The sequence below is a fragment of the Polaromonas sp. Polasp52 genome, from assembly GCF_059491565.1.
On record NZ_CP168513.1, the window covers coordinates 2540007 to 2558929 of the forward strand.

Annotated in this window: 15 protein-coding genes; 3 read left to right on the forward strand and 12 right to left on the reverse strand. The window is 65.9% G+C overall.

The window, feature by feature from the left end:
• Positions 1 to 86: 86 nt before the first annotated feature.
• Together ACEN9P_RS11960 and ACEN9P_RS11965 are read left to right on the forward strand one after the other, a co-directional pair.
• Positions 87 to 608 carry a TlpA family protein disulfide reductase gene (locus ACEN9P_RS11960; RefSeq protein ID WP_495622078.1) on the forward strand — a complete coding sequence of 174 codons (522 nt, stop codon included), beginning with the start codon at positions 87 to 89 and terminating at the stop codon, positions 606 to 608.
• The gene (locus ACEN9P_RS11965) at positions 605 to 3568 is read left to right on the forward strand and encodes a DNA topoisomerase III (protein WP_495622079.1); all 2964 of its coding nucleotides are present in this window, start codon (positions 605 to 607) and stop codon (positions 3566 to 3568) included. The genes ACEN9P_RS11960 and ACEN9P_RS11965 overlap by 4 nt, the downstream gene beginning before the upstream one ends.
• Before the next feature lie 152 nt (positions 3569 to 3720).
• On the opposite strand, the gene ACEN9P_RS11970 is transcribed toward ACEN9P_RS11965, so the two are convergent.
• From ACEN9P_RS11970 to ACEN9P_RS12005, 8 genes are all read right to left on the reverse strand, one after another.
• Positions 3721 to 4941, reverse strand: a complete 1221-nt coding sequence (locus ACEN9P_RS11970) for an MFS transporter (protein WP_495622080.1) — start codon at positions 4939 to 4941, stop codon at positions 3721 to 3723.
• A gap of 90 nt (positions 4942 to 5031) precedes the next feature.
• Complete coding sequence (locus tag ACEN9P_RS11975) at positions 5032 to 5691, reverse strand: HAD family hydrolase (protein ID WP_495622081.1); 660 nt, start codon at positions 5689 to 5691, stop codon at positions 5032 to 5034.
• A gap of 2 nt (positions 5692 to 5693) precedes the next feature.
• Positions 5694 to 7067: an aldehyde dehydrogenase family protein gene (locus ACEN9P_RS11980; protein WP_495622082.1), complete on the reverse strand. Its 1374-nt coding sequence runs from the start codon at positions 7065 to 7067 to the stop codon at positions 5694 to 5696.
• Positions 7064 to 7864 (reverse strand): gamma-glutamyl-gamma-aminobutyrate hydrolase family protein, encoded by an 801-nt coding sequence (locus ACEN9P_RS11985; RefSeq protein ID WP_495622083.1) that lies wholly within the window; start codon positions 7862 to 7864, stop codon positions 7064 to 7066. Before ACEN9P_RS11985 ends, ACEN9P_RS11980 begins: the two co-directional genes overlap by 4 nt.
• Positions 7861 to 8994 (reverse strand): iron-containing alcohol dehydrogenase, encoded by a 1134-nt coding sequence (locus tag ACEN9P_RS11990; protein WP_477662165.1) that lies wholly within the window; start codon positions 8992 to 8994, stop codon positions 7861 to 7863. Before ACEN9P_RS11990 ends, ACEN9P_RS11985 begins: the two co-directional genes overlap by 4 nt.
• A 40-nt stretch (positions 8995 to 9034) precedes the next feature.
• Positions 9035 to 9544 (reverse strand): GNAT family N-acetyltransferase, encoded by a 510-nt coding sequence (locus ACEN9P_RS11995; RefSeq protein ID WP_495622084.1) that lies wholly within the window; start codon positions 9542 to 9544, stop codon positions 9035 to 9037.
• 21 nt (positions 9545 to 9565) lie between these two features.
• Entirely contained in the window at positions 9566 to 10951 is a 1386-nt protein-coding gene (locus ACEN9P_RS12000) for a glutamine synthetase family protein (RefSeq protein ID WP_477662163.1), read from the reverse strand.
• A 19-nt stretch (positions 10952 to 10970) separates the two neighbouring features.
• Positions 10971 to 12461, reverse strand: coding sequence for an amino acid permease (locus tag ACEN9P_RS12005; RefSeq protein ID WP_495622085.1), 1491 nt, complete (start codon positions 12459 to 12461; stop codon positions 10971 to 10973).
• A 189-nt stretch (positions 12462 to 12650) separates the two neighbouring features.
• Here ACEN9P_RS12005 and ACEN9P_RS12010 point away from each other — a divergent pair, with 189 nt between their 5' ends.
• The gene (locus ACEN9P_RS12010; RefSeq protein WP_495622086.1) at positions 12651 to 13616 is read left to right on the forward strand and encodes a helix-turn-helix domain-containing protein; all 966 of its coding nucleotides are present in this window, start codon (positions 12651 to 12653) and stop codon (positions 13614 to 13616) included.
• Positions 13617 to 13751: 135 nt separating this feature from the next.
• Here the strand turns inward: ACEN9P_RS12010 and ACEN9P_RS12015 are convergent, their stop codons facing one another.
• The 4 genes from ACEN9P_RS12015 to ACEN9P_RS12030 all read right to left on the reverse strand — a co-directional run bounded on the left by ACEN9P_RS12015 (position 13752) and on the right by ACEN9P_RS12030 (position 18855).
• Positions 13752 to 14870, reverse strand: coding sequence for a 2-aminoethylphosphonate--pyruvate transaminase (locus tag ACEN9P_RS12015; protein WP_495622087.1), 1119 nt, complete (start codon positions 14868 to 14870; stop codon positions 13752 to 13754).
• A 45-nt stretch (positions 14871 to 14915) separates the two neighbouring features.
• Positions 14916 to 16631 (reverse strand): putative 2-aminoethylphosphonate ABC transporter permease subunit, encoded by a 1716-nt coding sequence (locus tag ACEN9P_RS12020; protein WP_495622088.1) that lies wholly within the window; start codon positions 16629 to 16631, stop codon positions 14916 to 14918.
• The gene (locus ACEN9P_RS12025; RefSeq protein ID WP_495622089.1) at positions 16631 to 17683 is read right to left on the reverse strand and encodes a putative 2-aminoethylphosphonate ABC transporter ATP-binding protein; all 1053 of its coding nucleotides are present in this window, start codon (positions 17681 to 17683) and stop codon (positions 16631 to 16633) included. Before ACEN9P_RS12025 ends, ACEN9P_RS12020 begins: the two co-directional genes overlap by 1 nt.
• A 122-nt stretch (positions 17684 to 17805) precedes the next feature.
• Entirely contained in the window at positions 17806 to 18855 is a 1050-nt protein-coding gene (locus ACEN9P_RS12030) for a putative 2-aminoethylphosphonate ABC transporter substrate-binding protein (RefSeq protein ID WP_477715791.1), read from the reverse strand.
• Positions 18856 to 18923 lie beyond the last annotated feature (68 nt).

Here is an 18923-nt window from a genome sequence, read left to right on the forward strand (position 1 = left end):
GCGCGTATGCGTGCGCACCCGCGCGCGTACATGCGCGAGAAGCCGCTATTGTAGTGATGCATCGTGACGCACCCCAGGAGCCCCTCATGTTCAAGCGCCGAAACCTGTTGCAGACGACCGCCGCCCTTGTGGCCGGGCTGGGCCTGCCGGCGTGGGCCAAGAGCGGGGAAAGCCCCCTGCCCAAGGTCGGCAGCAGCCTGGCTTTGCCGGCCGTGGCGCTGCTGGACGGCAGCGCCTGGAAGCCCGCCGATGTGGGTGGAAAGACGCTTGTGGTGTACTGGTGGGCCAGCTGGTGCCCTTTTTGCGCGGTGCAATCGCCCCATATAGAAGCGCTGTGGCGGGCCCAGAAGGCCAAGGGGCTGGAGGTGCTGGCGCTGTCCATCGACAAGCAGCCGGCCGCCGCCGCGGCCTATATGAAGGCCAAGGGCTACAGTTTCCCCGCCGGGATGCTGACGCCGGAAGTCGCCAGGCGCCTGCCCAAGCCGGCCGGACTGCCCGTGGTGGTGGTGCTCAAGGTGTCGGCGGACGGCCGTGAAGGCAAAGTCGTATTCGCGGAAAGCGGGGAAATGTTCCCCGAAGATGTAGAAGGTTTGAAGAAGTACATATGAAAACCCTGGTGATTGCAGAAAAGCCCTCGGTGGCGCAGGACATCGTCCGCGCCATCACGCCGACGGCGGGCAAGTTCGAAAAACACGATGAATATTTCGAGAGCGACGAGTGGCTGGTGACCTCGGCCGTGGGCCACCTGGTCGAGATCCAGGCGCCCGAGGAGTTCGACGTCAAGCGCGGCAAATGGAGTTTTGCCAACCTGCCGGTGATCCCGCCCTACTTTGACTTGAAGCCCATCGACAAGACCAAGACGCGGCTCAACGCCATCGTCAAGCTGGCCAAGCGCAAGGATGTGGGCGCGCTGGTCAACGCCTGCGACGCGGGCCGCGAGGGCGAGCTGATCTTCCGGCTGATCCAGCAGTACGCCAGCAGCAAGCTGCCGGTCAAGCGCCTGTGGCTGCAGTCCATGACGCCGGCCGCGATCCGCGAGGGCTTTGACAGCCTGCGCAGCGAAAAGCAGATGCAGGGCCTGGCCGACGCCGCGCGGTCCCGCTCGGAGGCCGACTGGATGGTCGGCATCAACGGCACACGCGCCATGACGGCTTTCAACTCGCGCGACGGCGGTTTCTTCTTGACCACCGTGGGCCGCGTGCAGACGCCGACGCTGTCGGTGGTGGTCGAGCGCGAGGAAAAAATCCGCAAGTTCGTGAGCCGCGACTACTGGGAAATCCACGCGACCTTCCTGGCCGAGGCCGGCGAATACCCGGCCAAGTGGTTTGACCCCAAGTGGAAAAAGGCCGCGGCCAATGCCGCCAACGGCGAGGGTGCGGAGCCCGACCCCGAACTAAAGGCCGACCGTGTCTGGTCCGAGCGCGAGGCGATGGCCATTGCCGAGGCCGTGCGCGGCAAGGCCGCCACGGTGACGGAAGAAAGCAAGCCCACCACGCAGGCGGCCGGCCTGCTGTTTGATTTGACCTCTTTGCAGCGCGAGGCCAATGGCAAGTTCGGCTTCTCGGCCAAGACCACGCTGGCGATTGCGCAAAGCCTGTATGAGCGCCACAAGGCGCTGACCTACCCGCGTACCGATTCGCGCGCGCTGCCCGAGGACTACCTGCCGGTGGTCAAGCAGACCTTTGAAATGCTGGCCGACAGCGGCATGAAACACCTGGCGCCGCATGCGGCGACGGCGCTCAAGGGCGGCTACATCAAGCCCAGCAAGCGCATCTTCGACAACGCCAAGGTCAGCGACCACTTCGCCATCATCCCGACGCTGCAGGCGCCCAGCGGCCTGAGCGAAGCCGAGCAGAAACTGTACGACCTGGTGGTGCGCCGCTTCATGGCGGTGTTCTTCCCGAGCGCCGAATACCTGGTGACCACGCGTATCTCGCAGGCCGTGGGCCACAGCTTCAAGACCGAGGGCAAGGTGCTGGTCAAGCCGGGCTGGCTCGCGATTTACGGCAAGGAAGCCGCCGACGAGGTGGCCGACGCCAAGGACGGCGACAAGGGCCAGAGCCTGGTGCCGGTCAAGCCCGGCGAGATGGTGCGCGCCGAGGTGGTCGAGGCCAAGGGCCTGAAGACCCGGCCGCCCGCGCGTTATTCGGAAGCCACCCTGCTGGGCGCCATGGAAGGCGCCGGCAAGACGATTGACGACGACGAGCTGCGCGAAGCCATGCAGGAAAAAGGCCTGGGCACGCCGGCCACGCGCGCCGCCACGATTGAAGGCCTGATCGCCGAGAAATACATGCTGCGCGAAGGCCGCGAGCTGATCCCCACGGCCAAGGCCTTCCAGCTCATGACCTTGTTGCGCGGCCTGGGCGTGGAGGAACTCTCCAAGGCCGAGCTGACCGGCGAGTGGGAACACAAGCTCGCGCAGATGGAGCACGGCAAGCTGAGCCGCGAAACATTCATGGCCGAGATCGCCGCCATGACGGAAAACCTGGTCAACAAGGCCAAGGGCTACGACAAGGACACGATTCCCGGCGACTATGCCACGCTGTCCGCGCCCTGCCCCAACTGCGGCGGCGTCATGAAGGAAAACTACCGGCGCTACACCTGCACCGGCAAGAACGGCGACGACGGCTGCGGCTTCAGTTTCGGCAAGACGCCGGCCGGCCGCACCTTCGAGGTGGCCGAGGTCGAGCAGTTCCTGCGCGACAAAAAAATCGGCCCGCTGGACGGCTTCCGCTCCAAGGCCGGCTGGCCTTTCACCGCCGAGATGGTGATCAAGTTCGACGAAGAGACGAAGAACTACAAACTCGAGTTTGATTTCGGCGACGACAAGAATGCCGAGACCGGCGAGATCGTCGACTTCGCCGGCCAGCAGTCGCTGGGCCCCTGCCCGCGCTGCGCCTCGCGCGTGTTCGAGCTCGGCAAGAACTATGTCTGCGAAAAATCCGTGCCCACGCTGGCCCAGCCGACACCCAGCTGCACCTTCAAGACCGGCCAGGTCATCCTGCAGCAGCCGATAGAGCGCGAGCAGATGCACAAGCTGCTGGAAACCGGCAAGACCGACCTGCTCGACAAGTTTGTCTCCATGCGCACGCGCCGGCCCTTCAAGGCCATGCTGGCCTGGGACAAGGAGGCCGACAAGGTGAACTTTGAATTCGCGCCCTCCAAGTTCCCGCCGCGCAAGCCGGCGGCCGCCAAGACCGGCACGGTGAAAACGCCTTTCGGCAAGACCGTTGCGGCCAAGGCGGCGAAAGCACCGGCCGCGAAAAAAGCCGCGGCCAAAAAAGCGCCCGCGGCCAAAACCGCCAAGCCCAAAGCGCCGCGTGTCGCCAAGCCGGGCGCCGGCCTCAAGCCCAGCGATGCGCTGGCCGCGGTGATAGGCACCGAACCAGTGGCGCGCACCCAGGTCATCAAAAAGCTCTGGGACTACATCAAGGCTGAAGGCCTGCAGGACGCGGCCAACAAGCGCGCCATCAATGCCGACGCCAAGCTGCTGCCGGTGTTCGGCAAGCCGCAGGTCACGATGTTTGAATTGGCCGGCATTGTCGGCAAACACCTGACGGCGGAATAAGAAACTCCCGGTCCTTACTCCCTCCCCCGCTGGGGGAGGGCCGGGGTGGGGGGTAGGGGCGGGTGGGGAAGCGTTTTTGCCACAGCCGCAAGGCCCCCATCCCCGCCTTCCCCCAGCGGGGGAAGGAGCAAGATAAACCGCTCCTAGCGTACTCAGGCCACAGGCTCGGGCAGCTGCCGCAGCGCGTGCAGCTGCGACGCAAAAATCACCGCCGCCTGCAGCACAAAGCCGGCCAGCGCCAGCCACAGGCAGGCGGCTTCGCCCATGGACGCACCCACCACGCCGCCCAGCGCCGCGCCCAGGGGGCGCGAACCGGCATTGACGGCCAGGAACACGGCCGAGACCCGGCCCAGCATGGCGTGCGGCGTGACGCTCTGGCGCAAGGTGGTCGAGGTGATGGTCCAGACGATGGGCCCGACGCCGAACAGGAAAAACGCCGTGCCCGCCAGCACGCCGCTGGGAACAAACAGTGTGGCCGCCATGGCCGCGGCGGCCAGCACCGAGACGGCCGGGCCCAGCTGGATGGCGCGGCCAAAAGGCATGGCCGCCACCACGCGCGGCGACAGCAGCGCACCTACGACCATTCCCGCCCCATAAGCGCCCAGCGTGATGCCAACACCCTGCGCCGTCAGGCCCAGCACGCGCACCGCATAAGGCACATAGGCGGCCTGCAACACAAACCAGGCGATGTTCCAGACCGTGCCGGCGATCACCATGGGCCGCAAATAGGTCTGGCGCCAGACAAACTGCGCGCCGTCGCGGATCTCGAGCAGCGCATGGCGCCTCGCGGTGGGCGCGCGCGCCGGCTCGGCCAGTTGCAGCAGCAGGGCCACGGCCGCGCCGGACAGCAGGGTCGCCAGCACAAAGGCCGAGGGCGCGCCGGTCCAGGCGACCAGCGCCCCGGCCAGCGCCGGCCCGGCCGCGAAAGCCATGCTGCGCGCCAGTTCCAGCCGGCCGTTGGCGCGCGCCAGCAGCGTGCGCGGCACGATGGCCGGCACCAGGGCCGGCGCCGCCACGTTGAAGCAGACGGTGCCCACCGCGCCTATGAATCCCAGCAGCGCCAGCCCCGCGATCGAGAGCTGGCCCGACAGCACCATGGCCAGCAGCGCTACCAGGGACAGCGCGCGCAGGCTTTCGGCCGCCACCATCAGGCGGCAGCGCGAGACGCGGTCGGCCAGCAAACCCAGCGGAATCGCCAGCAGCAGAAAAGGCAAGGTCTGCAGCGCCGCGAGCAGGCCGATTTCGCCAGGCCCCGCGCCCAGCATCAGCACCGCGACCAGCGGCACGGCCGCCAGGCTCAGCTGTTCGGCCGATTGGGCCGCGAGGTTGGACCAGGCCAGGCGCTGGAAGGAAAGTGGAAGTGGAGTGTGCATAGGGGCCAAGCCGGATGAGGCTGCCATTCTGCCCGCGATGGCCCGGCCCTGCTGGCCGTTAACGGACGCGCGATGGGCCCGGCACCGCGCTCAATGCAATTGCAATGCCGGCCAGCCCCGCTCGCCGCCAATCGCGGCCAGCGTCGCGTCGGCATTCACCATGACCGGGTGCTTGACGGCTTCCAGCAGCGGCAGGTCGTTGATGGAGTCGCTGTAGGCCGTGCTCTTGCAATCCTTGAAGCGCAGGCCGCGTGCCGTGAGCCAGGCGTGCAGGCGCTCGACCTTGCCTTCGCGCATATTGAGCACGCCGGTGGTGCTGCCGGTGAACAGGTCGCCGCGCATCTCGGGTTCGGTGGCGATCAGGTGCTCGATGTCGAAGTAGATCGCCGTGAGTTCGGTGATGAAACGGTTGGTGGCCGTGGTCATGACCACCAGGTCGCCCGCCTCCAGGTGTTTGTCGACCAGCGCGACGGCGGCCGGCGTGATGCGCGGCACTATCCAGTCGGCCAGGAACTCCTGGCGCAGCGGCTCCCACTGCTGCACGGTGCGGCCGGCCAGCGTGCCCACGTAAAAATCGGCGAACTCCTTGAGACCGACGGTGCCGGCCTTGTAGCGCGCCGCCATGTCGGCATTGCGCGCGGTGAATTCGGTTTTGCCCAGCAAGCCCTTCTCGATCAGGAAATCGCACCACAGCACATCGCTGTCACCGTTGAGCACGGTGTGGTCCAGGTCGAACAGGGTCAGCCTCATGGTCAAGGTTGGCGTAAATGCCAGGCCTTGGGGCGCGTGAAGGTCTGTATGCCGTAGGTCGACAGCGTCAGGCCCACGCCCGAATCGCCGTAACCACTCCAGGGCAGGCGCGGGCTTACGCGGTCGCAGCAGTTCCAGTAGACGCTGCCGGCGTTGACTTGGGCCAGCAAGGCCTTGGCGCGCGCCTCATCGGGCGTGAACATGCCAGCCGTCAGGCCGTAGCGCGTGTCGTTCATGAGCTTGACGGCTTCGGCATCGCCCGAGACCTTCTGGATGCCGATCAGGGGGCCGAAGCTTTCCTCGCGCATCAGTTCCATGCTGTGGTTGACGTTGCCGAACACCGTGGGCTCATACCAGTTGCCGGGGCCGGCCCCGCGCTTGCCGCCGGCCAGCAGGGTGGCGCCCTTGGCCTTGGCGTCGGCCACCTGGGCGTCCAGCACATCGAGCTGCGGCGCGCGCGTGATCGCGCCTATATAGGTGTCTTCGCTCATGGGGTCGCCGGTCTTGAAGGTTTTCACCGTTTCCAGGAAGGCGGTGACAAAGGCGTCGTAAATTTTCTCGTGCACATAAATGCGCTCGACCGAGCAGCAGCTCTGGCCGGTGTTGTACATCGCGCCGTCGGCCAGCGATTCGGCCGCGTTCCTGACGTTGGCGTCTTCGCTGACATAGGTCGGGTCCTTGCCGCCCAGCTCGAGCTGCAGCTTGACCAGGCGCGGGCCCAGCGCCTGCGCGATTTTGGCGCCGGTGGCGTGCGAGCCGGTGAAAAACAGCCCGTCGATTTTTTGCTCCATCAGCGCCGCGCCCACCGCGCCGCCGCCTATCAGCGGGATGAACACGTCCTGCGGCACACCGGCCGCATGCAGCAGGCGCGCCATGGCCAGGCCCGACATCGCGGCGTATTCCGAGGGTTTGTAGAGCACCGCGTTGCCCGTGAGCAGCGCCGGGATAAAAACATTGCCGCCCACAAACCAGGGGTAGTTCCAGGCCGAGATGTTGGCGACCACGCCCAGCGGCGTGTGCTCGATCTGCTCGGTCATGCCGCCCTCGTTGAACACGGTCTGCGTGCCGGTGGCACCGCCGACTTCCGCAAGGAAGAAATCGATGCGCCCCAGCAGGCCGTTGAGTTCGTTGCGCGACATCTTGAGCGGCTTGCCGGTTTCGCGCGTCATGACGGCGGCCAGCGCGTCGAGCTCGGCGACGATTCCGGCGCGAAAGCGCGTGATGCAGGCCTTGCGTTCGGCCATGGGCACGGCCGCCCAGGCGGGCTGCGCCGCGCGTGCGCGGCGTGCCTTGGCGGCGACGGAGGCCGCGTCGTCGGCGGGCAATTCGGCGATCTGCGCGCCGGTGGCGGGATTGTGGACGGCGAGTGTGTTCATGCTTGTTTTGCCTTGTGTTTGGCGGCGGCCACGGCCGTGAGGAAGTCGTCGAGCACGGCGGCGTCGTCAATCGTGTCGGAGCCGGGTTTGTGGAATTCGGGGTGCCACTGGGTGGCGGCGATATAACTCTTGTTCTTGTCCTTGCGGCGTATGGCTTCGACGATGCCGTCGTCCACGCTGAAGGCTTCGGCCTCGAACTCGGGCGACAGGTCCTTGATGCCCTGGTGGTGGATGCTGTTAACGCGCACGCGCTCCACGCCGGGGTACAGCGCCGACAGCCTGGAGCCCTGGACGATGTTGACGCTGTGGAAGTTCAGGTCGTAGGTCGCGGCGTCGCGGTGCACAAAAGACTCGGGCACCTGGGTGTTGATGTCCTGGTAGAGCGTGCCGCCGAAGGCGACGTTGAGCAGCTGCAGGCCGCGGCAGACGCCGAAGACCGGCTTGCCGGCTTTTTCGAACGCGGCCACCAGGGCTTTGTCGTATTCGTCGCGGATGCGGTCGCCCGACCATTTTTCGTCCAGCGGCTCCTCGCCGTAGCTGCCCGGCCAGACGTCGGCGCCGCCGTGCAGCACCAGGCCGTCCAGCCACTGCGCGTAGTGTTCATAGGTCACGTCGCCGCGCTGCGTGCTGCCCGTGGGGCAGGGCACCATGACCACCATGGCGCCCGAGGACATGACCCAGTGCGCGATGGATTGCTCGACGTATTGCAGCGTCTTGCCGGTGAAGAAGGAGCGCGTCGGGTCGGCATGCGAGAAGCAGGCCGACAAACCGATCTTCAAGCGGCTGGCGGCGATCACAGGGCTGCCTCGAATAAACGCTGGAAGTCCTCGGCCTTGCAAGGCCGCGGGTTGGTCTGGTGGCAGATATCGGCCGTGGCGATCTCGACCAGGCGCGGCAGCTGTTCGCGCTTGACGCCATGGGCCGACAGCGGGCCGGTGATGCCCACGCTTTCTTTCAGCTGCTTGAGCCAGGGCACCAGGGCCTTGCCGCCGCCGGCCACGCCGCAGACATGGGCCAGCTCGTCGAACTTGGCGGGCGCCGACTCGTAGTTCCAGGCCAGCACGGTGTCGATCATCAGCGCATTGGCCAGGCCGTGGTGCAGGTCGCAGACGGCGCCCAGCGCGTGCGCGCAGGAGTGCACCGCGCCCAGGTCTTTCTGGAAGGCGATGGCGCCCATCATGGAGGCCATCATCATGTCGCTGCGCGCCTGCAGGTTGGACGGCTCCTTGACGGCCTTGAGCAGGGCATGGGCCGCAATGCGCGTGCCCTCGAGCGCGATGCCGTCGCACAGCGGGTGGTAGGCCGGCGAGAGGTAGCTCTCGATGTTGTGGGTCAGCGCGTCCATGCCGGTGGCAGCCGTCACATGGGGCGGCAGGCCCAGCGTGAGTTCCGGGTCGGCGAACACCACCTTGGCCAGGATCTTGGGGCTGAAGACCACGCGTTTGAGGTGCGTGTCGTTTTCGCTCACCACCGAGGAGCGGCCGACCTCGGAGCCCGTGCCCGAGGTGGTGGGCAGGGCCACGAAGTAGGGCAGCTCGTTGACGATGGGCCGCACCTGGGGGTGGTCCCAGACGTATTCGAGGATGTCGCCCTCGTGGGTGGCGGCAATGCCCACCACCTTGGCCACGTCCAGCGCCGCGCCGCCGCCGAAGCCGATCACGCAGTCGGCCTTGTGGGCCTTGTAGGCCGCGGCACCGTCCATGACCTGGCTGCAGGTCGGGTTGCCGAACACGCCCGAGAACACGGCCACGTCCAGCCCGCCCAGGTGGGTCTTGAACTCGGCCAGCACCGGCAGCGCGGCCAGCGCCTTGTCGGTCACGATCAGCGGCCGCTTGCAGCCGGCGGCCAGCAGGGTTTCGGCGACCTGCTTGCGCGCGCCGGCGCCGAAACGGATGGCGGTGGGGAAGGAGAAGTTGGTGGTGCTCATGGGGTGTCTTCTTTGGAAGGGCTGTAAGGGTCAGATGGGGTCAGGTGGCGGAAGGCAGTTGCAGGACCATATGCTGTTTGCCGAACGGTACGCCGTTCACGCGTATGGCGTCGGGTTCTATACCGAAGGGCGCGAAGCCGGCGCGGGCATAAAGGGCCGCGGCCTGCTTGTTGCCCTCGGTCACGGTCAGCACCAGCAGCTCCACGCCCGCGGCCTTGGCGGCCTGCACCACGGTGTTGACCAGGGCCAGGCCCAGGCCCTGGCCGCTGTACTCGGGCGCGACGTACATCGCGACCAGGGTGGCCTTGTGGCGGTTTTTCAGGCGCGTCTCGCGCGTCATGCCGACCACCCCGGCCAGCGTGCCGCCCACAAAAGCGCCCCACATGATGGTGTCCGAGGCGGGCGACAGCCGCTTTTCGGTGTCGGCCGGCGGGCGCAGGTTTTCTTCCTCGAAGCTGGAGGTGAAGGCGTCGGGGTGCTCGCGCAGACCGCGCAGGCGCAGTTCCCGGTACACCGGTGCGTCGGGAACTTCAAGGCGGCGAATCTGCATCAGGGGGTTCGGATGGTTCAATCAGATGATCTCGAAATAGCGTTTCATTTCCCAGTCGGTCACGGCATCCAGCCATTGCCGCCATTCCCACTCGCGCGTGGCCGCGAAGTGATCCACGAAAGTATCGCCCAACCAGTCGCGCGCGATGGCCGATTTCTGGAAAATCCGCGTGGTTTCTATCAGGGTGCGCGGCGCGCGCGGGATGTGCTCGGCCCCGGCATTGGTGCCGGTGATGGGCGCGCCCAGCTTCAGGCCTTTTTCGACGCCGTGCAGGCCGGCCGCGATCACCGCCGCCATGGCCAGGTAGGGGTTCACGTCGGCGCCCGGGCAACGGGTCTCCAGCCGGGTGGCCTTGGGGCTGCCGGCGATCACACGAAAGCTCGCGGTGCGGTTGTCCATGCCCCAGGTCGGTTTCACCGGCGCCCAGAAACCGTCGACCAGGCGCTTGTAGCTGTTGATGGTGGGCCAGATCATGGGGCCGAACTCCATCATGCAGGCGACCTGGCCGGCGATGTAGCTCTCGAACAGCTTGCTCATCTTGCGCGGGTTCTTCGCGTCGTAGAACAGGTTGTTCTTGCCGTCGGACAGGCTTTGGTGGATGTGGCCGCTGCAGCCCGGCAGCTGCTGGTGGGGCTTGGCCATGAAGCTGGGCATGATGCCGAAGCGCGAACCGATTTCCTTGGTGCCGGTCTTGAACAGGATGGCGCGGTCGGCCTGCTCCAGCGCTTCGCTGAAGGCGATGGCGACTTCGTAGACGCCGGGGCCGGTCTCGGTGTGCAGGCCCTCGATCGGGATGCCGAAGGCCAGCATCTCGTCCATGATGGCATTGAAGAAGCCCTGGTTCTGGTTCATGCGCAGCAGCGAATAGCCGAACATGCCGGGCGTGAGTTTTTCGGCCCCCACGCCGTTTTTGGCGGCCCAGCTGTGCGGGGTTTCGAGGAAGTTGAACCACTCGAACTCCATGCCCGTCATGGGCATGAAACCCATTTTTTCGGCGCGCTTCAGGACACGCTTGAGCGTCTGGCGCGGGCAGACGGCATGCGGCGAGCCGTCGGCGTTGACGAACTCGCCGAGCACAAAAGGCACTTTGTTGTCCCAGGGCACGTGGCGCAGGGTGGCCAGGTCCAGCCGGGCCAGCGCATCGGGAAAGCCGTGCTGCCAGCCAGTCACCGTGGTGTTGTCGTAGCAGCTGTCCATCATGTCCCAGCCCATGACCACGTCGCAAAAGCCGAAGCCGCCGGCGGGATAAGGCTCGGCCGCGCCCAGGAATTTGTCCCGGTGCAGGTATTTGCCGCGCAGCACGCCGTCGATGTCGCTGACGGCGACCTTCATCTTGTTGGCGCCCGACTTGCGCAGGGAGTCCAGCACGCCGCGGGATGCGGAAGGGGTGGGAGCTTTTTTGGCCATGGTGTGTGCGCCTTATGGTTCAGGTAGAGGCGGCAGCCCGGCCTTTTTCGGCCAGGCTGATCGCGAATTCTTCTTCGGGCGAGAGGATCAGGCGGTGCCGGCCGGCCACGGCAAAGTAGCTCACGCCGATGGCGAACCACAGCGCGACCCAGAGCACGCCGACCCTGTAGACCGGGTCGCTGAGCTGGAAGTAAATGGTGACCAGTGCGATCAGCAGGGTCAGTACGGCGCCTGTCACGCCCAGCGGGCTGCGGTAGGGGCGCTCCATGTGCGGCAGCTTGCTGCGCAGCCGTATGAAGGACAGCGCCTGCATCACATAGGAAAACATGGCGCCGAACACCGCCATGTTGAGCAGCGTGCCGCCAATCACGGCCGAGCCCTTGTCCACGCCCAGCGTGAACCACAGCACAAACATCACCACCAGCGCGACCACCGAGCCGACGACCATGGCGATGTGCGGCGTCTTGCGGCTGCCGTGGGTGACCGACAGCGCCGAGGGGAAATAACCAGCCCGGCTCAGCGAATAGATCTGCCGGCCCTTGGCGAAGATGATGGTGTGGAAACTCGCCACCAGGCCCAGCACCGCGACCAGCGCCAGCACCTTGGCGATGCCGCCGCCGTAGATGGCCTTGAAGCCGTCCAGCAGCGGCTCGGCCGAGGTGCTGAGCGCGTGCGAGCCTATGCCCGCGACCGAGGGGTTGAGCCACAGGATCATGAAGGCCGAGAGGATGAGCGTGAAGATGCCGGCGATGATGCCGCGCGGCATGTCGCGGCGCGGGTCCACCGACTCTTCGGCCGCCAGCGGCAGCTGCTCGATGGCCAGGAACAGCCACACGGCGAAGGGCAGGGCCGCGAGCACGCCGCCCAGGCCCAGCGGCAGGAAGGGGCCGCGGCCCTCGGGCAGCGCGGCGCCGGCGGCGCCCACGTTCATGGCCCAGCGCGCGAAGTCTATGCGCGGGAAAGCGCTGACCCAGAAGGCCACCAGGCAGGCCAGCGCCAGCAGCGTGACGGCCAGCGTGATCTTGAAGGACAGCTCGACGCCCACGATGTTCAGGCCTATGAAGACGACGTAAAAGCCTATCCACCACAGCGGCTGCCAGGCCGGCGGCGTGCCGAAGATGCTGCCCATGTAGCTGCCGATGAAAAACACGATGACGGCCGGCGTCAACACGTATTCCACGTTCTCGGCCAGCCCGGTCAGGAAACCGCCCCAGGGCCCCATGGCGGTGCGCGCGAAGGAATAGGCGCCGCCGGTGTGCGGCAGCGCGGGCGACATTTCGGCCAGCGAAAAGGTCAGCCCCAGGTACATCACGGAAATGATGATGGTGGCCAGCAGCATGCTGCCCCAGCCGTTGGCCAGGCCCAGGTTCCAGCCCGCGAAGTGGCCCGAGATCACGGCCCCCACACCGAGGGCCCAGAGCGACCAGACGCCGGCATAGCGGCGCAGTCCCCTCTTTTCAAAGTAGCTGCCGTCGACTTTCGCGTACTGGACGCCGGAACGTTCTGACATGGTGGCTCCCTAAAGATGGCTGGATGGGCGGCCCGGTGGGGCCGACTTGCATCCTAGGGCGGGGGTGGGCGCGCTGAAATCCCATTTCGGCAAATGATGCGCAAGAGATGCCAGCGAAGTGAGCGCAAGTAAGTCGAACTGTTTCAAAGCGTAGCTTGCATGCGGCACGAATCCTGCAAGAATGCGGCGATGGCACATCCTTCCGATACCGCCGAGCCGGCCCCACCGGCCCTGCTGTCCCGCGCGTCGTTTGCCGATGCGGACGAGCAGGCGGCAGCGCTCACGGGCTGGAATCAGAGCTACCTCCAGCTCTCGCGCGGCGCCTTTGGCGGCGAGGTGCGGCAGCTGGAATTCGCGGGCCTGCGGCTCTTTGTGGAAAGCCTGCGGGAGTCGGTGTACCAGACAGGCCAGATCCGTGACGGTGCGCTGGCCCTGGGCCTGCCGCTGCAGGTCCAGGGGCCCAGTGTGTTTTGTGGTGCGCCCAGCGATGCTGATGCGCTGCATGTATTTTCGGGTGTGTCGGGTTTTGAGTTCCGCTCGTCCCGGCGCCATGTGATGCTGGGGCTGGAGCTTGATGAGGCCGCCTGGCGCCGCTGCGGCGAGCATGACCCGGCGCTGCAGGCCCGGCTGGGCGCGCAGGCCGGCTTGCGCCGGCTGGACGGCGCGGCGCAGGCGGGGCTCAGGCAGTGCCTGGTTGGGGTGCTGGATACGGTGGAGGCGGCCCCTGCGCTGCTGCGCTCCCCTGCCGTGCAAGCCGCCATGCTCGACAGCGTGGTGGAGCAGCTCGGCCGCGTTCTTGCGCCGACGGGCGGCGTCGATTCGGTGGGCATCCACGGGCATTGGACGCTGACGCGCCGCGCCCGCGAGCTGGTGCATGCGCAGCTCGACCAGCCGCCCACTGTCCTGGCACTGTGCGAGCAGCTCGGCGTGAGCCGGCGAACCCTGCAGAACGGCTTTCAGACAGCGCTGGGCATCAGCCCGCTGGCTTATCTGCGCGCCGTGCGCCTGAACGCCGCCAGGCAGGCGCTGAAGACCGCTACGTCCGTGACGGCGGCTGCAACGCACCTGGGGTTTTGGCATTTTGGTCATTTCGCGCACGACTACCAGCAAATGTTTGGCGAGCTTCCTTCTGAAGCATTTCGCCGAAACCATTAACGCCCCCACGCTCCCCACTTCGTGTGGTTCGCTGCCCCCCGAGGGGGCCGCCCGCCTGTGGCCCGGCAAAGCCGGTTCCACGGCTCATGCTGGTAAGGGAGCTCCCAGCTCGCCACACTGCGTGTGGCTCTTTGCTCAGACAGACGGCGCGGCGGAGCGTATGCCCATGTCCTGCAGGGCGGCCGCCACGGCCTGTACCGCCTGCGCCATTTCGTTGGGGCCTATGGCGCCTATGCAGCCGACCCGGAAAGTCTCCACCTGGGTCAGCTTGCCGGGGTAGAGGACAAAGCCGCGATTTCGCGCGGCAGCATAAAAGGCCTTGAAGTCGTAGCGGTTGTCGGCCGGTGCGTGGAAGGTCACGATGATGGGTGCCTGGATGGCCGGGTCCAGGAAGGGCTTGAAGCCGAGTTTTGCCATGCCCGCGACCAGCGTGCGGTAGTTGCTCTCGTAGCGCGCCAGGCGCGCGGGCTGGCCGCCTTCCTCCTCGAACTGGGCAATCGCTTCGGCCAGCGCCACCACCACATGGGTGGGCGGCGTGAAGCGCCACTGCGTGGTTTTTTCCATATAGGTGTACTGGTCGTGCAGGTCCATGGCCAGCGACTGGCTGCGGCCGGCGCAGCCCTCCAGCACCGCCTCGCGGATAAACACAAACCCCATGCCGGGCACGCCCTCCAGGCATTTGCCGCTGGCGGCCACCAGCGCGTCGAAATGCACCTTGCGCGCATCGATTTCTATCGCGGCGAAAGAACTCATGGCGTCGACCAGCAGGCCCTTGCCGTGGGTCTTGCAGACGTCGGCGACTTCCTGCAGCGGATTGAGCACGCCGGCGCCGGTCTCGCAGTGGATCAGCATCACGTGGGTGATGCTGGTGTCGGCTTCCAGCATGGCGTCCAGCGCGGCCGGCGACACCTGGGCGGCTTCGTCAAAAGGCATGACGGTGCAGCGCCGGCCCATCAGCGAGGTGAGTTTGGCCGCGCGCTTGCAGTAGGCGCCGTTGTCCATGACCAGCACATGGCCGTCGCGCGGCACCACGGTGGCCACCGCCGCCTCCACGCTGAAGGTGCCGCTGCCCTGGAGCGGCACAACGACGTGCGAATCCTGCCCATGGATGACGGCCAGCAGGCTTTTGCGCACACTGGCGGTGACGGCGTTGAAATCGCTGTCCCAGGAACCCCAGTCTTTCAGCATCGCGAGCTTGGTGCGCAGCGTTGTTGTGAGGGGTCCGGGAGTCAGCAATATCTTGTCTCTGTCCATGGATTTGTCTCTTCTCTTTTATGTAGTCGCGGAAAAGGGTGAGCATCAGCGTGAACTGGTGCGCCAGGCTTGGGTGCGGCGGTTGACCCACCAGGCAAGCGCCATGAACAACAAGGTGGCGACCGTCGAGGCGGCGCCTATCAGCACCGCCATGGCCGCCGCGGCGCCTATCTCGCCGGCCTCGTCGAGGTTCAGGATGGCGATGGAGGCGACCTTGGTTTCGGGCGAATAAAGAAAGACCACGGCGGAGATGGTCGTCATCGCGTTGATGAAAAAGTAGCGCGCGATGTCGACCAGGGCCGGCGTGCAGATCGGCAGCGTGACGCGCCAGAAGGTCTTGAAGAAGGGCACCTTGAGCGAGGCGCTCACGGCCTCGAATTCGCCGTCCAGCGCCTTGAGCGCCGTCACCGCCGTCAGGTGGCCGGTGGTGTAGAAGTGCACGATGGTGCACAGCGTGAGCAGGGTCAGCGTGTGGTACAGCCCGTTCAGCGGGTTGTCGGGTGCGTTGAAAAAGAAGATGTAGCCCAGGCCCAGCACCAGGCCGGGCACGGCCATGGGCAGCATGGCCAGCATGCGCACAAAACCGCGCAGGCCGTCCATGCCCTTGGTTTTTTCGAGCAGGTAGGCGCTGACAAACACCAGCGCCGTGCCGAAGACGGCCGTGCCCGCCGCCATCTTGAGGCTGTTGACGAAGCCGACGCCGACTTCCGCATCGACCAGGCCCATGGTGTAGTGGCGCAGGCTGGGCGTGAGGTTGTAGGGCCAGAAGCTGGCAAAGGAGGCGAACACCGCCATGCCCAGCATGGCCAGCACCAGCAGGGCGATGGCGCTGCAGTACAGCGTCATGACCCAGTCGTAGCCGCGCGAGGGCGTGGGCCGGTAGGGCACGGCGCGCGCCGTCAGCATCGCGGTCTGGCGTTTGCTGACGTAGTGGTCGACCGCGAAGGTCAGCACGGCAGGCGCCAGCAGCAGGATGGCGACGACCGCGCCCTTGGCGAAATCCTGCTGGCCTATGACCAGCTTGAAGACGTCGGTGGCCAGCACGTTGAAATTGCCGCCTATCACCTTGGGAATCCCGAAGTCGGTCATGACCAGCGTGAAGGTGACCAGCGCGGCGGAAATCAGGCCGTACTTGGCGCCGGGCAGGGTGATGGTGAAAAACTTGCGCCGCGCGCTGGTGCCCATGGCGTTGGCGGCTTCGTAGAGGCGCGCGTCCGACAGCGTGAGCGCCGTGACCAGGATCATCAGCGCATGCGGGAACACCGCGAAGCATTCGGCCACCACGATGCCGGGCGCGCCGTAGATCTGTTCTATGCCCAGGCCCTGCATCCAGCCCTTGAGCACGCCCTGGTTGCCGAACCAGTAGATCAGCGAAATCGCCGACAGCAGCGAAGGCGCCAGCAGCGGGATCAGGGTGATGCCGCGAAACAGCGCCTTGTATTGCATGCAGGAGCGCGCCAGCGCATAGGCAAAACCGAAAGCCAGCGGCACGGCAACCAGCGTGACCACGCTGGACACCCACAGGCTGTTCCACAGGCTTTCGAGCAGCGCCGGGGTCTTGGCGTACTCGATGAAGTTGTCGAGCCAGATGAAGTCGCCGGACTTGCTCAGCAGCGCCTGCTGCAGGATGGCCAGCAGCGGCGCCGCGAGGAACACGACCAGGACCAGCGCGGCCAACGCCAGGGCCGCGTAGGCAAGGTGGTCTATCCAGTGCGCGCGCTGCCTGACCATGGGCGGCGCGGGGGGCGTGAAGACCGGCATCAGAATACCTTGATGCGCTCGGGCAGCAGCTTCAGGGGCAGGGAGGAGCCCACCTGCAGCGACTGCTCCGACAGGAAATTGAGCGAGAGGTAGACCGTGAGCTTGTGGCCGCCCAGCGCGGGCGAGGCCACATGCACATGGCAGAAGGAGCCCAGGAACTCGATCTTCTCGATGGTGGCGTCAAACACATGGGGGTCGCCGGCGGCAATCGGCCGGGCCAGCACGTCCTCGGGCCGCAGGTAGATCTTGGCCTCGCGGTCGGCGCCGTCGCAGGGCAGGCACAGCGCGCCGAACTTCATCTGGCCTTCGCTCACGCGCACCGGCATCACATTGACCTTGCCGACAAAGTCGGCCACAAAGGGCGAGGCCGGTTCGCGGTAAATCTCCATGGGCGTGCCGACCTGCTCGATCAGGCCGTGGTTCATCACCACGATGCGGTCGGCCACGCTGAGCGCTTCTTCCTGGTCGTGCGTGACCATGATGGTGGTCACACCCAGCTTTTGCTGCAGCGCGCGTATCTCCTGGCGCAGGCGCACACGCTCCAGCGCGTCGAGGGCCGACAGCGGCTCGTCCAGCAGCAGCAGGCCCGGCGAAGTGGCCAGCGCCCGCGCCAGCGCAATGCGCTGCTGCTGGCCGCCCGAGAGCTGGCTGGGGTATTTGCTTTCGCTGCCCGGCAGGCCCACGAGCTTGACGAGTTCGCTCACACGTTTGGCGGCTTCGGCCCTGGGCGTCTTGCGGTTGACCAGGCCATAGGCCACGTTGTCGGCCACGCTGAGGTTGGGAAACAGCGCATAACTCTGGAACACGATGCCGTAGTCGCGCAGCGCCGGCGGCAGCCGAGAGATGTCGCGCCCGCCCTGGTGCACCTCACCGGAGGTCTGCACTTCCAGCCCCGCGATGATGCGCAGCAAGGTCGTCTTGCCGCAGCCCGAGGGCCCGAGGAAACACACAAACTCGCCCTTGCGTATGTCCAGGTTGATGTCTTGCAGCGCGGTGAAACCGCCGAACTCCTTGCGGATATGGCGCAGGTTCAGAAAGATGTCATTGTTCATTCGTGGATTACCTGGACGAGCGGCACAGTACCAAGCAAGCAGCCGCGTGGAACCGGCTTAGCCGGGCCACAGCGGCTGTCCCCCTGAGGGGGAGACAGCGGCCGAAGGCCGCTGACAGGGGGCTACTTTTTTTCGGTTTTGCTGTTGTAGCGCTTGGTCCACTCGTTGAGGATGCGCTCGCGGTTGTCGGCGGCCCAGTTGAAGTCCATCTTGACGAGACGGGCCTCATAGTCCTTGGGTACATTGGCCAGCGGCGGCGCCAGGCCGGGCTGCGCGGTGATCGCGAAGTTCTTGCCGTAGAGCATCATGGCGTCCTTGCTCGAAGCCCAGTCGGCCAGCTTTTTGGCGGCGTCCAGTTTTTTGGTGCCCTTGTGGATGGCAAAGGCTTCCAGGTCCCAGCCCAGGCCTTCCTTGGGGAACACCAGGTCTATGGGCGCGCCCTTGGCCTTGTTGGTGTTGCCGCGGTACTCAAACGAGATGCCGGCCAGGAACTCGCCGGCGGCTGCCATGTTGCAGGGCTTGGAACCCGAGTGGGTGTACTGCGCGATGTTTTCATGCAGCGCGTCCATGTACTTCCAGCCGCCGCCCTTGCCGTCCTTGTCGCCGAACAGCGTGAGCCAGGCGGTCACGTCGAAATAACCGGTGCCGCTGGAGGCGGGGTTGGGCATGACGATCTGGCCCTTGTAGATGGGCTTGGTCAGGTCCTGCCAGGTTTCGGGCGTGGGGATGTTTTTCTTCTTGGCCTCGACGGTGTTGAAGCACACGGTGGCGCCCCACACGTCCATGCCGAACCAGGCGGGGACTTTTTTCTTGTCACGGTACTGACTCATGATCCCGTCAAGATTGATGGGCGCATAGGGCTCGAGCATGCCCTGCTTGTCGAGCAGCGCCAGGCTGGAGGCGGCCACGCCCATGATGGTGTCGGCCTGGGGATTGGATTTTTCCGCCAGCAGCTTGGCGGTGATCACGCCGGTCGAGTCGCGCACCCATTTGATTTCGATGTCGGGATACACCTTGTTGAAGCCTTCCTGGTAGGCCTTGATCTGGTCGGTTTCCAGCGCGGTGTAAACCAGCAACTGGGTTTTCTGGGCGAAGGCGCCGGTGGAGGCGGCCAGCAGGCCAAGAAGAGCGATCGCCTTTGACAGGGATTTGAGATGGGAAGCCAGTTGCATAAAAAGTCCTTTGTGGCAAAGCCTGCAATGTTGTTGACTCGTTCGTGTCGGCGCTGACACTGCGATGA

Bases quoted from the DNA above. Each gene is read 5' to 3' on its own strand.
- ACEN9P_RS11960 (WP_495622078.1), top strand. From the start codon at position 87: ATGTTCAAGCGCCGAAACCTGTTGCAGACGACCGCCGCCCTTGTGGCC.
- ACEN9P_RS11965 (WP_495622079.1), top strand. From the start codon at position 605: ATGAAAACCCTGGTGATTGCAGAAAAGCCCTCGGTGGCGCAGGACATC.
- ACEN9P_RS11970 (WP_495622080.1), bottom strand. From the start codon at position 4,941: ATGCACACTCCACTTCCACTTTCCTTCCAGCGCCTGGCCTGGTCCAAC.
- ACEN9P_RS11975 (WP_495622081.1), bottom strand. From the start codon at position 5,691: ATGAGGCTGACCCTGTTCGACCTGGACCACACCGTGCTCAACGGTGAC.
- ACEN9P_RS11980 (WP_495622082.1), bottom strand. From the start codon at position 7,067: ATGAACACACTCGCCGTCCACAATCCCGCCACCGGCGCGCAGATCGCC.
- ACEN9P_RS11990 (WP_477662165.1), bottom strand. From the start codon at position 8,994: ATGAGCACCACCAACTTCTCCTTCCCCACCGCCATCCGTTTCGGCGCC.
- ACEN9P_RS11995 (WP_495622084.1), bottom strand. From the start codon at position 9,544: ATGCAGATTCGCCGCCTTGAAGTTCCCGACGCACCGGTGTACCGGGAA.
- ACEN9P_RS12000 (WP_477662163.1), bottom strand. From the start codon at position 10,951: ATGGCCAAAAAAGCTCCCACCCCTTCCGCATCCCGCGGCGTGCTGGAC.
- ACEN9P_RS12005 (WP_495622085.1), bottom strand. From the start codon at position 12,461: ATGTCAGAACGTTCCGGCGTCCAGTACGCGAAAGTCGACGGCAGCTAC.
- ACEN9P_RS12010 (WP_495622086.1), top strand. From the start codon at position 12,651: ATGGCACATCCTTCCGATACCGCCGAGCCGGCCCCACCGGCCCTGCTG.
- ACEN9P_RS12015 (WP_495622087.1), bottom strand. From the start codon at position 14,870: ATGGACAGAGACAAGATATTGCTGACTCCCGGACCCCTCACAACAACG.
- ACEN9P_RS12020 (WP_495622088.1), bottom strand. From the start codon at position 16,631: ATGCCGGTCTTCACGCCCCCCGCGCCGCCCATGGTCAGGCAGCGCGCG.
- ACEN9P_RS12025 (WP_495622089.1), bottom strand. From the start codon at position 17,683: ATGAACAATGACATCTTTCTGAACCTGCGCCATATCCGCAAGGAGTTC.
- ACEN9P_RS12030 (WP_477715791.1), bottom strand. From the start codon at position 18,855: ATGCAACTGGCTTCCCATCTCAAATCCCTGTCAAAGGCGATCGCTCTT.